The sequence below is a fragment of the Virgibacillus sp. 6R genome, assembly GCF_001895305.1.
Lineage (GTDB): Bacteria > Bacillota > Bacilli > Bacillales > Amphibacillaceae > Virgibacillus > Virgibacillus pantothenticus.
In genome coordinates this window covers 4,043,926-4,061,006 of the sequence record NZ_CP017762.1, presented here as the reverse complement: position 1 = coordinate 4,061,006, position 17,081 = coordinate 4,043,926, and the positions used below count along the sequence as shown (strand labels likewise).

At 37.8% G+C, this 17,081-nt stretch carries 15 protein-coding genes, 1 other RNA gene and 1 riboswitch; of the genes, 3 read left to right on the top strand and 13 right to left on the bottom strand.

What is annotated here, in order from left to right:
- Window positions 1–166 precede the first annotated feature (166 nt).
- The 5 genes from ssrA to secG form a co-directional block, all read right to left on the bottom strand.
- Window positions 167–530: a transfer-messenger RNA gene (gene ssrA / locus BKP57_RS18365) on the bottom strand.
- Between the two features lie 111 nt (window positions 531–641).
- Entirely contained in the window at window positions 642–1,106 is a 465-nt protein-coding gene (gene smpB / locus BKP57_RS18360) for an SsrA-binding protein SmpB (RefSeq protein WP_050352385.1), read from the bottom strand.
- Between the two features lie 271 nt (window positions 1,107–1,377).
- On the bottom strand, window positions 1,378–3,546 hold the full coding sequence (rnr, locus tag BKP57_RS18355) for a ribonuclease R (RefSeq protein WP_050352384.1): 2,169 nt from the start codon (window positions 3,544–3,546) through the stop codon (window positions 1,378–1,380).
- Between the two features lie 51 nt (window positions 3,547–3,597).
- Window positions 3,598–4,344 (bottom strand): alpha/beta hydrolase, encoded by a 747-nt coding sequence (locus BKP57_RS18350; protein WP_072742133.1) that lies wholly within the window; start codon window positions 4,342–4,344, stop codon window positions 3,598–3,600.
- A gap of 452 nt (window positions 4,345–4,796) precedes the next feature.
- Window positions 4,797–5,030: a preprotein translocase subunit SecG gene (gene secG / locus BKP57_RS18345; RefSeq protein ID WP_050352382.1), complete on the bottom strand. Its 234-nt coding sequence runs from the start codon at window positions 5,028–5,030 to the stop codon at window positions 4,797–4,799.
- Window positions 5,031–5,216: 186 nt separating this feature from the next.
- Between secG and BKP57_RS18340 the strand changes: the two genes are divergently transcribed.
- Together BKP57_RS18340 and ptsP are read left to right on the top strand one after the other, a co-directional pair.
- Window positions 5,217–6,131, top strand: a complete 915-nt coding sequence (locus BKP57_RS18340) for an alpha/beta fold hydrolase (protein ID WP_232231233.1) — start codon at window positions 5,217–5,219, stop codon at window positions 6,129–6,131.
- A 444-nt stretch (window positions 6,132–6,575) separates the two neighbouring features.
- Window positions 6,576–8,288 (top strand): phosphoenolpyruvate--protein phosphotransferase, encoded by a 1,713-nt coding sequence (gene ptsP / locus BKP57_RS18335; protein WP_050353512.1) that lies wholly within the window; start codon window positions 6,576–6,578, stop codon window positions 8,286–8,288.
- Window positions 8,289–8,477: 189 nt separating this feature from the next.
- Here the strand turns inward: ptsP and BKP57_RS18330 are convergent, their stop codons facing one another.
- The 7 genes from BKP57_RS18330 to BKP57_RS23470 all read right to left on the bottom strand — a co-directional run bounded on the left by BKP57_RS18330 (window position 8,478) and on the right by BKP57_RS23470 (window position 14,947).
- Entirely contained in the window at window positions 8,478–9,458 is a 981-nt protein-coding gene (locus BKP57_RS18330) for a nucleoside hydrolase (protein ID WP_072742132.1), read from the bottom strand.
- Window positions 9,459–10,034: 576 nt separating this feature from the next.
- On the bottom strand, window positions 10,035–10,811 hold the full coding sequence (locus tag BKP57_RS18325) for a TatD family hydrolase (RefSeq protein ID WP_050352379.1): 777 nt from the start codon (window positions 10,809–10,811) through the stop codon (window positions 10,035–10,037).
- 2 nt (window positions 10,812–10,813) lie between these two features.
- On the bottom strand, window positions 10,814–11,548 hold the full coding sequence (locus BKP57_RS18320; protein WP_072742131.1) for an ABC transporter ATP-binding protein: 735 nt from the start codon (window positions 11,546–11,548) through the stop codon (window positions 10,814–10,816).
- A 67-nt stretch (window positions 11,549–11,615) separates the two neighbouring features.
- On the bottom strand, window positions 11,616–12,380 hold the full coding sequence (locus BKP57_RS18315) for an ABC transporter permease (RefSeq protein ID WP_072742130.1): 765 nt from the start codon (window positions 12,378–12,380) through the stop codon (window positions 11,616–11,618).
- Window positions 12,380–12,670: a thiamine-binding protein gene (locus BKP57_RS18310; RefSeq protein WP_072742129.1), complete on the bottom strand. Its 291-nt coding sequence runs from the start codon at window positions 12,668–12,670 to the stop codon at window positions 12,380–12,382. Before BKP57_RS18310 ends, BKP57_RS18315 begins: the two co-directional genes overlap by 1 nt.
- A 91-nt stretch (window positions 12,671–12,761) precedes the next feature.
- Window positions 12,762–13,763 (bottom strand): ABC transporter substrate-binding protein, encoded by a 1,002-nt coding sequence (locus BKP57_RS18305; RefSeq protein WP_050352375.1) that lies wholly within the window; start codon window positions 13,761–13,763, stop codon window positions 12,762–12,764.
- Between the two features lie 246 nt (window positions 13,764–14,009).
- Window positions 14,010–14,119, bottom strand: a riboswitch (TPP riboswitch).
- 534 nt (window positions 14,120–14,653) lie between these two features.
- The gene (locus BKP57_RS23470; RefSeq protein WP_072742128.1) at window positions 14,654–14,947 is read right to left on the bottom strand and encodes a helix-turn-helix domain-containing protein; all 294 of its coding nucleotides are present in this window, start codon (window positions 14,945–14,947) and stop codon (window positions 14,654–14,656) included.
- Window positions 14,948–15,515: 568 nt separating this feature from the next.
- On the opposite strand from BKP57_RS23470, the gene BKP57_RS18295 reads away from it, so the two are divergent.
- Entirely contained in the window at window positions 15,516–16,232 is a 717-nt protein-coding gene (locus BKP57_RS18295) for a hypothetical protein (RefSeq protein ID WP_072742127.1), read from the top strand.
- Window positions 16,233–16,628: 396 nt separating this feature from the next.
- Here the strand turns inward: BKP57_RS18295 and BKP57_RS18285 are convergent, their stop codons facing one another.
- Window positions 16,629–16,958, bottom strand: a complete 330-nt coding sequence (locus BKP57_RS18285; RefSeq protein ID WP_269466275.1) for an ATP-binding protein — start codon at window positions 16,956–16,958, stop codon at window positions 16,629–16,631.
- Window positions 16,959–17,081: the final 123 nt, after the last annotated feature.

Here is a 17,081-nt window from a genome sequence, read left to right as displayed (position 1 = left end):
AATGTAAAACATTTATGTTCATCTTTACTCTTCAAATGTAAAAGAAGCCGTACTCCAAATGGAAGACGACTTCAAACCTGCAAAAATATATCAATTTAAATAAAAGTGTTACCAGAAATGTTACCAGTGTTTTTAAAACCTTGTCACACCAATACTTATATGTATTTGGTGGAGACGGTGGGAATCGAACCCACGTCCAGAGATATTGCCACTCAGGCTTCTACACGCATAGTCGGTATATTATTATTCGCTTACTCTGCAGCCTACCGACAGGCTTTCGAGCAGCTAGTCTGATTGGTTTCAACTACCATCCTCAGACGGCGAATGATAGTATAGCCCGCTTCATTTGAGACCCTTCAAATCTGCCACACGGGCGATAGCAGGAAGGATCGCTCAGCAGTGCTTAGGCAGCTGCTAAAGCAGTGTTATTGTTTGTTTTGCCAGTTATATTTAGGCATAACGTTTTACGAGACGTAACCTCGACGTGCAACCTGAGCTCAATCTATCCCTGTCGAATCCGTAACGTCCCCATAAAAAGGATGCGCTCCGGAAGATTGAGCAATATTCTTTTTTTGTCCATTTATTATTGTAACACGTATAGAGAAAAAGTCAAGTTTTATAACGTCTACTACTAATTACAGTTAACGCATATGATCTTTAATTGCTCTGTCTACATCTCGTTTCATTTGCTTACGCTTCAAATCTTCTCGCTTATCGTATTTCTTTTTACCCTTACCTAAACCTATAAGTACCTTCGCATAACCATTTTTAATATAGATTTTCAACGGTATGAGTGCATAGCCTTGCTGTTGCGTTAAGCCGATTAACTTATCAATTTCTTTTCGATGCAAAAGCAGCTTTCTTGTACGAGTTGGATCGTGATTAAAACGGTTCCCCTGTGCATATTCTGCTATGTGCAAATTTATTAATTTGACTTCGCCACGATCAATTCGCGCATGCGCATCCTTAATATTTACCCTTCCGGCACGAATCGATTTGATTTCTGTACCTTGTAAAACGATTCCTGCTTCATACGTGTCTTCGATAAAATAGTCATGGGATGCTTTTTTGTTTGTTGCAATTACCTTTCCTTGTCCTTTTGGCATCGGTACTTCCTCCTACTTCTTACATGCACCTTATTCTACCAAATAACGAGCTATATTCCAATACATACATATGCACTTTCTTACATTTGTAAATTTGGTTCTGTTTATTACAATTGGTCTAATAACATGATTTTTTAGCTTTTCTTCATGTTTCCGTTTGACAGAAGAGTCATTTCTACAATATCGAGCAAACAAACCAAGACTTTTACTTATTCCCATCCGATTTCACTCCCCCAAAAACCGCTGCCCGTAAACGGGACAGCGGCATGTGCTAGTTTTTCATTCTTTTTGCTTTAATCACTTTTTTAGGTTTTGTTTCTTCATCATACACGATCGAAAAATCGATGGTGCGTTCATCAATGTTAACACTTACTACCTTAACCTGTACTTCTTCTCCAATACGATACATTTTAGCCGTTCGCTCACCAATCATCGCTTGACTACGCTGATCATAATGATAATAGTCATCCGTTAGATAACTAACATGAACTAGCCCTTCAATCGTATTTTCCAGTTCCACGAACAAACCGAAATTCGTAATTGAGCTAATAACACCAGTATATTCTTCACCAATTTTATCCTGCATAAATTCTGCTTTTTTGAGGTCATCGGTTTCTCGTTCTGCATCCACCGCACGCCGTTCGGCAGCGGAAGTTTGTTTGGCTATTTCCGGCAGCTCCGCTTTCCATTTTTGCAACGTATGCTGATCCATTTTTTTATCAATTAAATAGGTACGAATTAAGCGGTGTACCGTTAAATCAGGATATCTGCGTATTGGCGACGTGAAATGCGTATAAAACGGTGTCGCTAAGCCGAAGTGACCAATGCTTTGCGGATCATATTTCGCCTGCTGCATCGAACGAAGCATTAGCTTCGAAACGATCATTTCTTCTGGCTTTCCTTTTACATCTTCCAATACCTTTTGTAGTGCCTGCGGATGCACTTCATTCGTCGTCCCTTTCACCACGTAGCCAAGCCCTGCTAAAAATTCAAAGAATGTTTGTAATTTATCTGGATCTGGGTCCTGGTGGATACGATGAATAAACGGCACGTCCATCCAATGGAAGTGTTCGGCTACCGTTTCATTCGCAGCCAGCATAAATTCTTCAATTAGCCGTTCGGCAACTGAGCGTTCACGTAATATAACATCTTCTGGTTTGCCATTTTCATCAACGACCACTTTTGCTTCTTTAAAATCAAAATCAATGGCGCCGCGATTCATTCGCTTTCGGCGTAAAATGGCTGCCAATTTCTCCATCTCTTCAAACATAGGAACCAATTCTTTATAACGATCTCGCAATGCTTCATCATTCTCCACTAAGATTTGGTTCACATCATGATACGTCATTCGCTCATTTGTTCGAATAACGCTTTGAAAAATTTCGTGGCTCACGACATTGCCAGAAGCGTCTATTTCCATTTCACAGCCTAATGTCAACCTGTCAACCTTGGGGTTAAGTGAACAAATTCCATTTGATAAACGGTGCGGAATCATCGGGATCACACGGTCAACTAAGTAAACACTCGTCCCTCTTTCAAAGGCTTCCTCATCCATCGGACTTCCTTTATCGATATAATAGCTTACATCAGCAATATATACGCCTAAAAGGTAGTTTCCATTATCCAATCGCTTCACAGATACAGCATCATCTAAGTCTTTTGCATCCGCACCATCAATGGTAACGATTGTTTCCTCACGCAGATCTCTACGTCCTTGAATCTCTTCTTCAAAAATTGATTCAGGCGTGTTGGCTGCTTGTTCTAGCACCTCTTCTGGAAAGTCTACCTTAATGCCATGTTTATAGATGATGGACATAATATCAATACCAGGGTCATTTTTATGTCCTAATATATGAATGATTTCGCCTTCTGCACTTTTTCTTCCTTCTGGATATTTCGTAATATGTGCAATTACCTTATGTCCGCTAACAGCACCGTTTGTACAATCCTTAGGAATAAAAATGTCATTTGGAATCCGTTTATCATCTGCGATCACAAAACCAAATGAGCGACTATTCTCAAATGTGCCAACTACTTGTAGTGTGGCTCTTTCTAAAATTCGAATCACAGTTCCTTCCGAGCGGTTACCCGAATCACTTCTTTTTTCAATTCTTACAAGCACCTTGTCCCCATTCATGGCAGAACCTAGATCGGAATAATGAATATAAACATCATCAAGTGTTTCGTCATCCGGAATTAAAAAGGCAAATCCTTTCGCATGCATTTGAATTCTGCCACGAACAAGATTCATTTTTTCTGGTAAGCCGAATCTGTTTTTTCGCGTCCGAACAAGCTCTCCAGATTCTTCCAAAGCATTTAGTGCTTTTACCAGTTCTTTAAATTCCGTCGCATCTTTAATTTCCAACGCTTCCTCTATTTCATGAACCGTTAGTGGTTTTGTACCATTTTCCTTAAAATATTGTTGTATTTTTTCTTTCATTATTGCTTCACCTTCTTTCTCTTTATTGTTTTCATTTTGCATCCGTTATAATCATTGTTCCCAATTTAATGTTTCAAGAAACTGATAAACATCTTCAAATACTTGTTCTTTTTCCTTACCCATTGTAATGACATGACCTGATTCTTCATACCAATGAATCGTTTTATGATCTGTTTCTATATTTTCATAAATATAATTTGCACTGTCTGTATTAATCATTTCATCTTTTCTAGCTTGTACGACCATGGTTGGCGTATAAATCGTATCTACTTCATTTTTCACTTCATTAATCAATTCACCCAATTGCTTAAACAATGGCTCCGAATTTGTTAATAATGTATTTAATTCCTGTTCAATGACGTCTGCTTCTTTGCGTTCTAACTGCTTATATTCTTTGGCAAACGCACGGAAGCCTTTTGTCAGCTGCGCTTCATTATCAAAAAACATTGGCGAACACATTGGAATAACTGCCTTCGTTTGCTCCGTATACGCAAGCTTTAAACCTAATACCCCGCCTAAAGAAAGTCCAGAAACAGCGATTTCTTTATAGCCTAAACGCTTTAGATGGCGGTATGCTTCCACTACATCTTCCCACCATTGATCAGGGGTGGATTGAATTAACTCTTCAGGTGGTAAACCATGTCCTCTGTAAATGGGAGCGTGGCTAGTATAGCCCCGTTTTTCCAGATATCTTCCTAACATACGGACATCCGCGGAATGCCCTGTAAACCCATGTAATAATAATACCGCACGCGGTCCTGCTTCAAACGTAAATGGTTGAGGTTGTTTTATTTTCATGATTTGCAACTCCTTTTACTACTCTGTTTCATTTACCTTATTACGCATAGACGTAAACTACCTTTTTATAAGGAAGTCAAACTTTCTAGTTAGCAATCCATCTACTTTTTAACAATAATTCCCCATATAAAGTAAATCTCCAATCAGTGGCGGTTTTCATTCATCATTCATCCCCCACTGATTGTGTAAAGTACCGTAATGGTATGACCTAAAGACCAAATTTAGGTGCTGTTATCTCCCACTTAGACTTGTTTGCAGTACAGATAGTCTTACAGCACCATAATATACAGGATAAAAAAAATCATACTGCATTATCCATTTTAATCGAAGCGAGTAGTTTTTAACAAACCTTCTGTCTTATTTCGTTATTCACAAGCACCTCATTTTATAGTTTCCTATACAATAATAAAAACCCTTACCAGCTAACTGCAAAGCGGTAAGGGTCGAAATATCTATTGTAAAACATATGCACTTAAAAATGCTAATACAAAAAATATGACCGCTGTCACAATTGTTCCCCGATGTAAAACAAGGTCAATTCCTCTTGCCTTTTGCTTGCCAAACAACTGCTCAGCACCTCCTGAAATAGCACCTGACAAGCCTTCGCTTTTTCCAGATTGTAATAGAACCAATATAATCATAATAATTCCATCAATTACTAACAATACATTGACAATTCCTAGCATAACTTCATTATACCTCCCGTAACAGATAAGCGACCAACTCATCCTCTTAACGCGTATGCAATCAATAACATACGTAGACTTACGTATAACTTTAGCATAGTTATAGGAAGGATAGCAAGCCTTTTTGAGTGGACGAAGTAGAAATTTACAATTATGATAGAAACTAAGAAATGGAGGCCGATTATAGTGAAACAGCAAACTTTTTGGTACCATACGGATGACAACATGGATATCTTTATTAAAAAATGGGAACCTTCTTCTCCTGCCAAAGCTGTGATGCAAATTTCTCATGGCATGATGGAACATATTGAAAGATATCATGATTTTGCCACTTATTTAACATCACGAGGATTTATCGTTTATGGTAACGACCATCGTGGTCATGGTAAAACCGGTGAAAAACAAGGCAAGCTCGGATACTTAGCTGACAATGATGGCTTTTTTAAAGCAGTACGTGACCTTCGCCAAATTTCTGAGCTTATACAATCCACGCATCCATCATTACCATTGTTTTTGTTCGGACATAGCATGGGATCTTTTTTTGTTCGCTCTTATATACAGACATACAGTGATACCATTTCTGGTGCTATTCTTTCAGGAACTGGTCACTTCCCAGCCGTTCAATTAGCAGCTGGGCAACTTGCAGCTTCTCTGCTCCCGCCTAAGGAAAAATCCGTGTTAATGAATAAACTCGTGTTTGGATCGTTTAATAAAAAAGTAGACCATTCTCCTACTGGTTTTGAATGGTTAAGCCGATCGAAAACTGCTGTTGCGGCTTATATTAAAGATCCGTACACTGGCTTTATTCCAACAGGGCGATTTTTTTATGATTTATTTACAGGATTACAAAGTATTCATAATAAAAACAAGAATCAGCAAATACGCCATGACTTACCGCTATTATTCATTAGTGGCGATCATGATCCAGTGGGGAATTATGCGAAAGGCGTTTGGAAAACAGCTACATGTTATAAAAATGACGGGTTAACCAATATTACTGCTATGCTGTTTGCAAGCGGCAGGCATGAACTCCTTCATGAATTGAATAAGCAGGAGGTATATGAAGCAATTACTCATTGGACACATGGTGCGTTGAATTAGGTTGCTTCTTCTACATAGGATATTTACTAACAATTACCAATGCTCCCTTCCTCATGCTAATTACGTTTTGGTTGGTTTTATATCTGCACTACTTCGTAGAACATCGTCCGCTCTTCTGTATGCACATGGACTTTCGGTATAGTATAATGGATAAAGTGGATCTTCAATCCCCACTGCTTGTTAGTACCGTAATGGTATGACCTAAAGGCCGAATTTAGGTGCTGTTACCTCCCACTTAGATTTGTTGCAGTACAGATTATCCTACTCCTGAAGTGGGAGTATTACAAGGATAAAAATACATGAGTTGGAAATGTTAAACATATTCCCCTTCCATTTCATGCGTTTTTCGACAAAGTTTTTAAAATTCCTTTTAATTGCTTGTACCTTCCTACACAAGCAGTTAAAATAGATATGATTGATATGAAGAAAGGTTGGAAAATGATTATGGCTAACATTCAAGGAATTGCAGCATCATCAGGTATTGCTATTGCTAAGGCATATCTGTTAGAAACTCCAGACTTATCATTTGAAAAAGTTACTACAGCTACCCCTCAGGTAGAAATAGAACGACTTGATCAAGCACTTGATATTTCCAAGCAAGAATTAGAAAAAATTAAAGCTCATACTAAAGAAAACATTGGCGATGAACACGCTGAAATTTTTTCTGCTCATTTATTAGTTCTTAGCGACCCTGAACTAATTAATCCAATGAAGGATAAAATTAATAGTGAAAATGTGAACGCAGAAGCTGCACTAGATGAAGTGGCAACTATGTTTATCGACATGTTTAAAAATATGGACAACGCCTATATGCGTGAAAGAGCTGCTGACATTTATGATGTGACGAAACGTGTAAAAGCTCATTTATTAGGTGTTACTTTCCCAGACCCTGCATTAATTGATGAAGAAGTAATCGTGATTGCGAACGATTTAACACCTTCTGACACTGCGCAATTAAACCGTGATTATGTGAAAGGTTTTGCCACAGATATCGGCGGTCGTACTTCTCACTCTGCTATTATGGCAAGATCGCTTGAAATTCCAGCAGTAGTTGGTACGAAAGAAGTTACCAGCACCATCCAAAATGATGACTTGGTTATCGTGGACGGTAATGAAGGGATTGTTCTTATTAATCCAACAGAAGAGGTAATAGAGAAGTATCGTAAAAAACAAGAAGAATTTGCTAAGCAAAAGCAAGAATGGGCAAAGCTTAAAAACGAACCAACATTATCAGCTGATGGGGAACAAGTAGAACTGGCAGCAAATATCGGTACACCAGATGACGTCATTGGCGTCTTAGATAATGGTGGTGAAGGTGTCGGCTTATATCGGACGGAATTTTTATACATGGGTAAGAGCCAGTTACCTACAGAAGAGGAACAATTCACAGCATACAAATCCGTGCTTGAGCAAATGGACGGCAAACCGGTTGTCGTACGTACCTTGGATATAGGCGGTGACAAAGAATTAAACTATTTGGATCTTCCAAACGAGCTTAATCCATTTCTTGGCTTCCGAGCCATTCGTTTCTGCTTAGAAAATGAGCAAGTATTCCGTCCACAATTACGTGCTTTGCTTCGTGCTAGTGTATATGGAAATCTAAAAATCATGTTCCCAATGATTGCAACGTTAGAAGAATTCCGCCAAGCCAAAGCTATTCTTATGGATGAAAAAGAAGCATTATTGCAAGAAGGAAAAGAAGTATCGGATCATATTGAAATAGGAATCATGGTAGAAATTCCTTCTACTGCCGTAATAGCAAAACAATTTGCTAAAGAAGTTGATTTCTTCAGTATAGGCACCAATGATCTCATTCAATATACGATGGCAGCTGACCGGATGAATGAACAAGTATCTTACTTATACCAGCCATACCATCCTGCAATTCTAAACCTGATAAATAATGTCATTGAAGCTGCACATAGTGAAGATAAATGGGTAGGCATGTGTGGAGAAATGGCGGGAGATGCTATTGCGATTCCAATTTTGCTTGGTTTAGGTTTGGATGAATTCAGCATGAGTGCTACGTCTATTTTACCTGCACGTACACAAATACGTGAACTTGATAAAGGTAAATTAGCTTCCTATAAAGATCAACTCCTTTCTATGAGCACTGCAGAAGAAGTTGTACAATTTATTAAGGAAAAAACAGAATAAATAAAGCTAAAACCGCAGAACTACATTGATATGCTCCCCTTAAGGAAAACAGATTTTTTTAAAATCTGTCTACCTTAAAGGGGCAGCTCACTGTTTTGCGGTTTTATATTTTTGATACTTTAATCCTTTGTTTCAACAGTCTCATAACAGGATATCACTTGTTCTTCCCTTGATAATTCATGTGGCTAATCATTCAAATATTTCCTTCGTCATCACAGTCATAAAATCACGGTAAAAATTAGGGTAATCTAATTTACATGCAATTTCATGAATCTTTCCCCCTACGATGTTTTCCCCCTCTAATTGGGTTAAGTCGGCGTCCGGGCGAATATCGGCAATACTTTGCCCTCTAGCTATACCGCTAGCGTCTTGTACAATATATACAGGATGCCTCTGGTATGAAAATAAATTTGATTTTTTCACTGCCATTAAAGTAACTACATCATGAAGTGGTGCTCCCTGAATTGCCGGATCTCGTTTCTTATAAAACTGATAATAATAATCCAGCAGTTCTTTAACAAGAGGTAGCTGACCCACTTGATCGAGATAATTTATCATTTGTGGGGTCACAATTGCCTGATTTGTCGCATTTAACGGGATGATCTTTACATTTTTGGCGTTGGCTAAGACAACTTGAGCTGCAACAGGGTCTCCGTAAATATTCGCCTCTGATACAGCTGTAATATTTCCGGGCACCCAAAAGGCTCCACCCATAATATAATAGCCTTTAATTGATCGCATTAACGATTTGTACAAAAGAAATAAAGTTGCCAATGATGTCAACCGGCCAATATTAACTATAAAAAGTTCATCTTTATACGCCTTAATCAGGTCTACAACTTCAAAAAAATTGTCACTAATTCCATTATCCATGCATTTAGGTGGAATAATCGGTCCAAGACCATACTCCCCATGAATTTCCGGAACATATGTAGGAACTTCACCCGTCATTGGTATATGCGCTCCGGCAATCAATTTAACTTTTCCCACTTTTTTCTGCGGAAAAAGACTTTTCACATATTCCGTACTCGAAAGGGCATTCTCCCTAGATACATTTCCGTAATCTGCCACAACACCGACGATTTCAATAACATCGTCACAATAAGCATACATAAGTGCAATCGTATCATCAATCCCTATATCTCCAAATAACAATACTTTTTTCCCCATCCCTCTCCCCCTATGCAGAAAAACGATAAGGACCTTTGCTATAGCGCAATATAGTTCACCCAACAATAATGTTTTTCCTATGATGGTATTATTTCCCTTTTATGAATTGTATTCCTATCATATATTCGAATATTCTTGTTTAGGGCAATTGGATATTGGGAAAATGTATTCCTTGATACTATTGTTTCCATTTAAAAATAAAGAAAGAGACGCTGAGATAATCTATAGTCCATCTTTTTTGCGTTGTAAAAGATGTCTGCTAACAGCCATTTTCTTATGATAAGAAAACAGCGTAAACCATCTTCCGCCTAGCCCCTAATAGGTTGGTTGAGCGGGGCTTTCTTAAGTAATCGCCATGGTTATTACTGGTAAACTAAAAACGTTTTTCCCGTATATAAGTTGCTGTAAGACTCCCACTTCAGAAGTTGGATAATCTGTACGGTAACAAGTCTAAGTGAGAGAACAGCACCTGAATGCCCAGCTCGTGTAGAGGCCTTTAAGTCATACTCTTGGGCTACTAACAATCAGTAGGAGAGAATGAAAACCCTCACTGATTGAAGATTCACTCTATCCTATTTAGAGGGAGAAAAATTGAGATGTTGTTGTGTATATTTGTTTGTAAATGTCTTTTAGCGACTGCTCCTTTAAGTGGGCGATTTTATGCGCTGTTTGATGAATCATTTTCGGGTGTGTCATTTTACCTGCAAACGGACCTTCGAAAGGCCATGGTCCATCCGTTTCCATCATCAAATGCGTTAATGGATACATATAAACAAGATCTTGTATCTCTTGTTCATAATAGATATCTGGTGTAATCGATATCAGATAACCATTTGCTACCATCCGTTCGATTGTTCGCTTACCACCTTTGAACCAATGGAAATGTGCCTTCTGAATAGAATGCTTTTCTAATAAATCACATACGATATCCGCATCCTCGTAGACTGCGTGTAAGCTAATTGGTAATCCAAATCGTTTGGCTAGCTTTATAAATACTTCCAACAACTCGATGTACGGATTTAAATCTAAATTCGGCTTATTTTGTCGCTTATAGTATGGTAAGCCAACTTCGCCAATGGCAACAGCTTCCTTATGATGCATTTCGATAAACTGGATAAGCTCTGCAAGTTCTGTTTCTATTGGAAGGTCTTGCTCAGGATGAAAGCCAAAGGCAGGCTTAACCACTTTGGATTGCTTTGCTAAAGCATAATTGACTTGGCAGGAAGCGAAATGATACGATACAGCAATCATGGCATCTAATTTCGTTGATTCCACTTGTTGAAGGATTTGTTGAAGCTCTCGTTCTTTATACATATCTAAATGAATATGCGCATCGATGATTTGCTCATTCATACTTATTCCCTCAATTCATAATAAAGCTGTGTTTTATAATCTAAAAATGTATTACTTAAAACCAGCTCCTCTTCTCTCGGTCTTGCAAATGGAATGACAAGCTCCTTTTTTATCGCCGCCGGCTTTTGGGATAAAACGATAATTCGGTCAGACAAAAATAATGCTTCTTCAATATTATGGGTGACAAATAATACCGACCTCCGATGCTGGTCCCAGATGGATAACAACCACTTTTGCATTTCCGCTCTCGTAAATTCATCCAAAGCAGAAAAAGGTTCGTCCAAACATATGAGCGATTGTGGGCTTTTCATACTGCGAAGAAAGGAAACACGCTGCTTCATGCCTCCTGACAATTCATGAGGGTAAGCATGCTCGTATCCTTGTAAACCCGCCTTCATAATCATTGCTCGTGCTTCTTCTTCATCTGCCTTTCCATTAGCAATTTCTTCTCCAAGTAAAACATTTTGCAAAACCGTCCGCCACGGAAAAAGGGAAGGAGCTTGTGGCATATAGCTAATATTCCCACGCAAGCCCGTGATATCTCGATCATTTAAGCGAATAGACCCTGCATCTGGCTTCATAATCCCACCGATCAGATTAAATAACGTACTTTTCCCACTTCCAGATGGTCCTAAAATGGAAACAAATTCTCCATCTTGAATGGAAAAAGAAAGCTGGTTTAACACTTGATTACTACCAAATGATTTTGTTAGTTTTTGTACCTGTAATTTCCCCATTGGCTTCTCCTTCTTCCATTAACATTACATTAACATGCTGACTCATAATAAGATTTATCATATTATACTAGTCTTCCTGTTGAGCAGGAGTCTTAACCACTTTTCGTTCTGCATAGGAAAGAAGTGCAAAAAATAGTAAACTTAATGTGACAATAAACAAAATCGCTACAAACACTCGGTCCGTACGAAATGAAGAGGAAGCAAGTGTCATATAATAACCCATTCCTTCACTAGCTCCAAGCCATTCAGAAATAACAGCTCCCATTACACTATAGGTAGCTGCGATTTTCAATCCGCTAAATAGTGATGGTAGCGCATGGGGCCATTCTAATTTGTAAAAGATTTGCCGTTTATTCGCACCAGCCATTTCCATATAATGCTTCAATTCCCCACTCGTCTGACGAAACCCATCCAAAGCAGCAATCGTTATCGGAAAAAAGCAGACGAGCGTGATGACAATAATTTTAGGTAATATACCAAAGCCAAACCAAACAACGAGTAACGGAGCTAATATAATGATCGGGATATTTTGCGATATAATTAATAATGGATATAACGCCTCACGTAATACCGGCACTAAATGCAGACATACAGCGACAACGATACCAACACTGCTACCAATAACAAATCCCATCATAGATAATTGAATCGTTGCACCAAGATGATGCTTATAATCTCCCCAGCCTGCGATTGCCTCTTGTCCAATAGATGACGGCGCAGGTAATAGCCATTCTTGAATGGCAAACAACTTACTCGCTAACTCCCACACCATAATCAAAAGGATGAGGACCAAAACCGGTCGCCATCCTCTTTTTAGTATTTTCTTAAGCATTAGCGATACTTCTCCGTTAACTTATCCATAGATGCACCTGATGGCTGATAAAATATTTTCACTTGCGAAATAACACTCGGACAACCCAATTCTTCCATCCGTTGGTTCATTTTCTCTACAATCGCAAGCAAGTCGGGTAATTCACCTTCCATCGTTGTTTCCAAAGGACTTACATGGTAAGGAACCCCAGACGCATCAATAATTGCAATTGCTTCATCCACATAAGGAATCACATCTTCCCCGTTTTTTGTTTTTGGAATGATTTGTATACTTACAAGCGCATTAGCCATTACTTCTCCTCCGTTTCTACAATCATATCGAAGCCACTCGTAATCAAAATGATGTGACGTAGGTCGATCTATTGTTTAACGAGTACCTTGGTTATTTTTCTGGTAAAAATTCATTTGTAAATGCTTTCTCACTATCCAAAGGCTTGTCCAACAATTCATTGTCAAACATCCAGGTCGAATAGTTTTCCCATACTTCTTGCTTTTGTTCGCCCCATCTGTCTGCATCATCCTGATATTTATCCGCTAGCCATTTTTGACTTGCCTTTACTAAATCTTCATCCAAGTCAGGCACTGCTTTAATTAAGATGTCAGCAGCTTCCTCAGGATTATCAATAGCGAGCTCATACCCTTTCGATACAGCAGCTAAAAACTTTTTAATCGTCTCCGGTTCTTCTTCAATCATCGTTTCATTTGTTGTCAGCACTGGAGTATAGTAATCCAGCTTTTCCGAGTAATCTGTGAGATAAACCATATTGACCTCTTCATTACGAAGTTCAGCTTCTACACCTGTCCAGCCATAATAAATCCATGCAAAATCAATATCACGCTCTACGGCAGTAAAGAAGTCGGTTTCCCCCATATTTACAATGTCCACTTTTTCAACATCGGCTCCGTCCTGCTTCATCAACGAATTAATTACCGCTTTTTCAACCGGAGCTCCCCAACCACCATACGTTTTACCTTCAAAATCTTTAGGCTCTGTTATATCTTTTTCTTTTGGTGAGGCAAAGCCAGATGTGTTGTGCTGAATAATCGCGGCAATGGAAACGATCGGAATATCTTGTACCCTCGCTTCCGTAATTCCTTCCTGAGCACCAATACCGAAGTCAGCCTTCCCAGACGCCACTAACTGATCCGCACCTGCTTCTCCCGGCATTTTAATATCAACATTCAATCCCTGTTCTTTAAAATATCCTTTTTCTTTCGCTACATATAGCCCTGTATGATTGGTATTCGGTGTCCAATCAAGAACAATAGATACTTCCTTTAGGTTCTTATCTGCCGCTTTTTCTTTTTTACCTGACTCATCGCCATTTGTACTACATGCTGCTAACAAAATAATGAACAAACTTAGCATGATGAATTTTCTCAATGTGTCTCCTCCTCCAGAATAACTACAGCTATGTAAGGTACTGAGAATAAGGGAAACTCCAATCACGAAAGACCGAGCTCTCCTCCGTTGATTGTTCAATGAACCGATTTGGACATTCACCAGCAGTTGCATTCTCCTATGTTGGTTTTATGTTTAGAAGATATGTTCATCTGCCAAGTATATACGAAATAAAAAAAGCCTTAGGGGCTTACGTACACCTAGGGCTTTTTGCACATGCAAATCATTTTTGTATATCGACATGTTCCCTACGCTGGTTTTACCCAGATCAGGTTCTAAGAGTCAGTATCTTACGGATACAATCTCAACCAGCAACACTGGTCCCCCTACAACGCTTGTATGCTATTATATAGTTGTCTTTCCATAAGTAACTATGCCATATTTGTAGAGATTTAGCAAGTTTTAATAGTTAGCTTTGCTCCAGATAGCAGTCACCTATGACAATTTTCCACAGGTTCCCTTAATTAAGCAATTTTGAATAGCTAATGAAGGCACAAATATAAGTTTTAGAAATACTTGACCCAATTATGAATATAATCCTTAACATAATGCATATCACTATTGAACAGTTAACTGCATTGTTGAAAACCTTCTAATTTAAGACGTAAACTATTGTAATCTTGTCGTCTATACACATGGTCTCTACATACTTTTATGTACTTTTCAATCTGATAAAAATTTGTGCTTTCTATAATTACTCACAATATAGTGCAATAGAACTTCAAGTTTTTCGCTGCTTGCCTTGAGTAAATCCGATCCTAGAATTTAAGTGCCCACTTCATTTCTATATAAAGTTGATGTATCACATATTTCCTCACATAATCTTTATGATCCTATTTCTTTTCTGTAATCTATATAGGAATTAAATGAGTCTACTTTTGGTCTATCGCTTGTAATGCGTTTCTTGTCATTTTTATGGAGAATTTTTTTAATTTGTGTAGAATTTTATATTTGAAAATCATCCTACACACATGAATTTCGATTTCTTCAATAGGTAAGTTTGGCATGCAGAGAATTTCCATTCTATTTGCTTGCATAAGCTTGGATTGTAAACGATCACGTTTATCTTCGTCGATGCTCCAATAAGTATTTCCATACTCATCCAAAAACTTACGCATGGATAACCTTGCCATATAGTTTCCATAATGCAGAATAATTACTTTCATCGATTATTGCCCCCCTTACTTGCAGCTAAAATAATTGGATGCGGCAATAAGCCACGCTCATTGTTTTCAGTGTCAGAATTATCATCCCAATCATCCGCATGTCCCCCCCAAAAGTCGTTTTAAAGGGTGGGGATGATTTCCCCGTTCATAACCTTCAACAAGTAAATTTTAAAAATGTCAAAATAGGAGCAAATATTTAGCGATATAAAATACAAAAAAAGCCTAGAAGAATATAGATCAGCAGAGCATAAACTTTTTGCACGTTATTATTATAGAACTTTAAAGTAATTTGTATATAATAATTATCACTATGTCGAATATTGTCTTAAAAATAGTGTAGCTAATAGTTGTCAGTTAATATATAATTATTTTGAAATTCAGGAAAACTTAATTAGGAGTGGTAATATGAAAAGATGTATTCCTAAGATATTACTTTTTTCCGCTATTATTTTTTTAGTTTCAACTATTACAGAACCGCTATACGTTAACTTCTTTTGATGATTTTGAAGCGGAATTTTTTAATGATGAATTACCTTTAGAAGATCTTACTTTTGATGACTTAGAAAAAATGAGTGAAGATGAACTTAAAGAATTCGGAATAAATATGGATGAGGATGCTGATACATTTAATCCTGAGATTTTGGATGAGGATTTTGATTGTGAGGCTGCTGTTAATGATTTAGACATAGCAAAAATGGACGGGGAGGAAAAGAATGAATTTCTACAAGTTATTGAAGAAGTAGCAGCAACTTCTGATACGGAAGAAGTTGAATTGTTAGAGGAAGCACTTATTGATATTTTTAATAGCGATTCTGAAACATTTAATGATTTAGAGGCTACTCAGGAAAGCCTAGAAGAAGCTTATGTAGAAAAACTCGAATCTGAAGAAATAGCTCTTCTTTCCAGGACGAAAAAGTTGATTTTTGGTTCAAATAAAGTATACGCGGCTAAAAAGAAAAAGGGTAAAATAAGAGTTGGTGTTAATCTTGCTGGAGCCGTATTTAATGTAGCGATTAGTGGGGTTGTTGGTGGCGGTGTTAGTGCACTTAAAAGTTATATTAAAAAGAAAGGCAAGAAAGTAGTCGCAAAAAATTTATCTAGGGTAGCCACTGCTCAAGCGAAAAAATTAAAAATAAAATCAGTTAGAGGAGTAGCTATAGTAACAGTAATTTCTAGCGCTATTTATGTGGCCTTAGATTATTTAAATGTTGGTGTAGCCCTAGCTAGGGGTATAGATTCCAAAGATTGGTATAGAAATAATGGGTGGATTGATATAACAAAGTGAGGTTAATTTAAAATGAAGTATTTAAGATACATTATTTATCTAATTATTTTAATTTCAATTGCGTATTATACGAGTATGTACATTACTGATAAGGAGAAATTATACACCTATGTTATTACTTTTCTTATCATTACCCCTATTGTTTTTTTAATTCTTTATTTGGAATTTATAAAAATCCCCCCAAAAAAAACAAAGAATGAATGATTATCTTAAACGGGTTCAGGATAGCTGACTTTAAGCGAATTTGAATCCGTTTTTTCTTTCTCTTAGATTTAAGGAACGCAAAAACGCTCACAACTTTCCGTCTTTTTAGATTATCTTGAAGGTAAAGCATAAGATGTTTATAAAGTGAAATCCAGTAAGCTGTTGGGCGGTTTTTACAAGAGCAAGTAACAACTAAAATAGCTGGAAGAATAGTTCGTCAACCTCCGTAGTAAAAGAAACATATTCAATCTCATCTAAGATAACGAGGTCAACATTTTTGAACTTGCTTTGGAAGGATGCCAGTCTATCCTCTTTCCAAGCTTTCTCCAGGCTTTCCACCAAATTAGATACCCGATAAAACCTGACCTCTAATCCCGTCTTGCATGCCTCAAAACCTACGGATGTCGCTAAATGTGTTTTTCCCGTTCCAGGTGACCCCGTTAGAATCAAGTTTTCTTTTGCCTGAATGAAACGTAACCTTTTATTACAAGAATGCTTTCCTATAGTAGAACAAAGGCGCAAGCGCCCGTTTAGCAACGTAGCGAATGGAACGAATCAACTAAAGATTTAGGAATCATGCCCCTGCAACCAGGGGTATGCCGACGTCGGGCGGCAAGCCCGTTTTTAGTCGGCCTTCCTCTTAGC

Excerpts from the sequence above, each read along its gene's own strand:
- smpB (WP_050352385.1), bottom strand. The coding sequence starts at position 1,106 with ATGCCAAAAGGACAAGGAAAGGTAATTGCAACAAACAAAAAAGCATCC.
- rnr (WP_050352384.1), bottom strand. The coding sequence starts at position 3,546 with ATGAAAGAAAAAATACAACAATATTTTAAGGAAAATGGTACAAAACCA.
- BKP57_RS18350 (WP_072742133.1), bottom strand. The coding sequence starts at position 4,344 with ATGAAAATAAAACAACCTCAACCATTTACGTTTGAAGCAGGACCGCGT.
- secG (WP_050352382.1), bottom strand. The coding sequence starts at position 5,030 with ATGCTAGGAATTGTCAATGTATTGTTAGTAATTGATGGAATTATTATG.
- ptsP (WP_050353512.1), top strand. The coding sequence starts at position 6,576 with ATGGCTAACATTCAAGGAATTGCAGCATCATCAGGTATTGCTATTGCT.
- BKP57_RS18330 (WP_072742132.1), bottom strand. The coding sequence starts at position 9,458 with ATGGGGAAAAAAGTATTGTTATTTGGAGATATAGGGATTGATGATACG.
- BKP57_RS18325 (WP_050352379.1), bottom strand. The coding sequence starts at position 10,811 with ATGAATGAGCAAATCATCGATGCGCATATTCATTTAGATATGTATAAA.
- BKP57_RS18320 (WP_072742131.1), bottom strand. The coding sequence starts at position 11,548 with ATGGGGAAATTACAGGTACAAAAACTAACAAAATCATTTGGTAGTAAT.
- BKP57_RS18315 (WP_072742130.1), bottom strand. The coding sequence starts at position 12,380 with ATGCTTAAGAAAATACTAAAAAGAGGATGGCGACCGGTTTTGGTCCTC.
- BKP57_RS18310 (WP_072742129.1), bottom strand. The coding sequence starts at position 12,670 with ATGGCTAATGCGCTTGTAAGTATACAAATCATTCCAAAAACAAAAAAC.
- BKP57_RS23470 (WP_072742128.1), bottom strand. The coding sequence starts at position 14,947 with ATGAAAGTAATTATTCTGCATTATGGAAACTATATGGCAAGGTTATCC.
- BKP57_RS18295 (WP_072742127.1), top strand. The coding sequence starts at position 15,516 with ATGAGTGAAGATGAACTTAAAGAATTCGGAATAAATATGGATGAGGAT.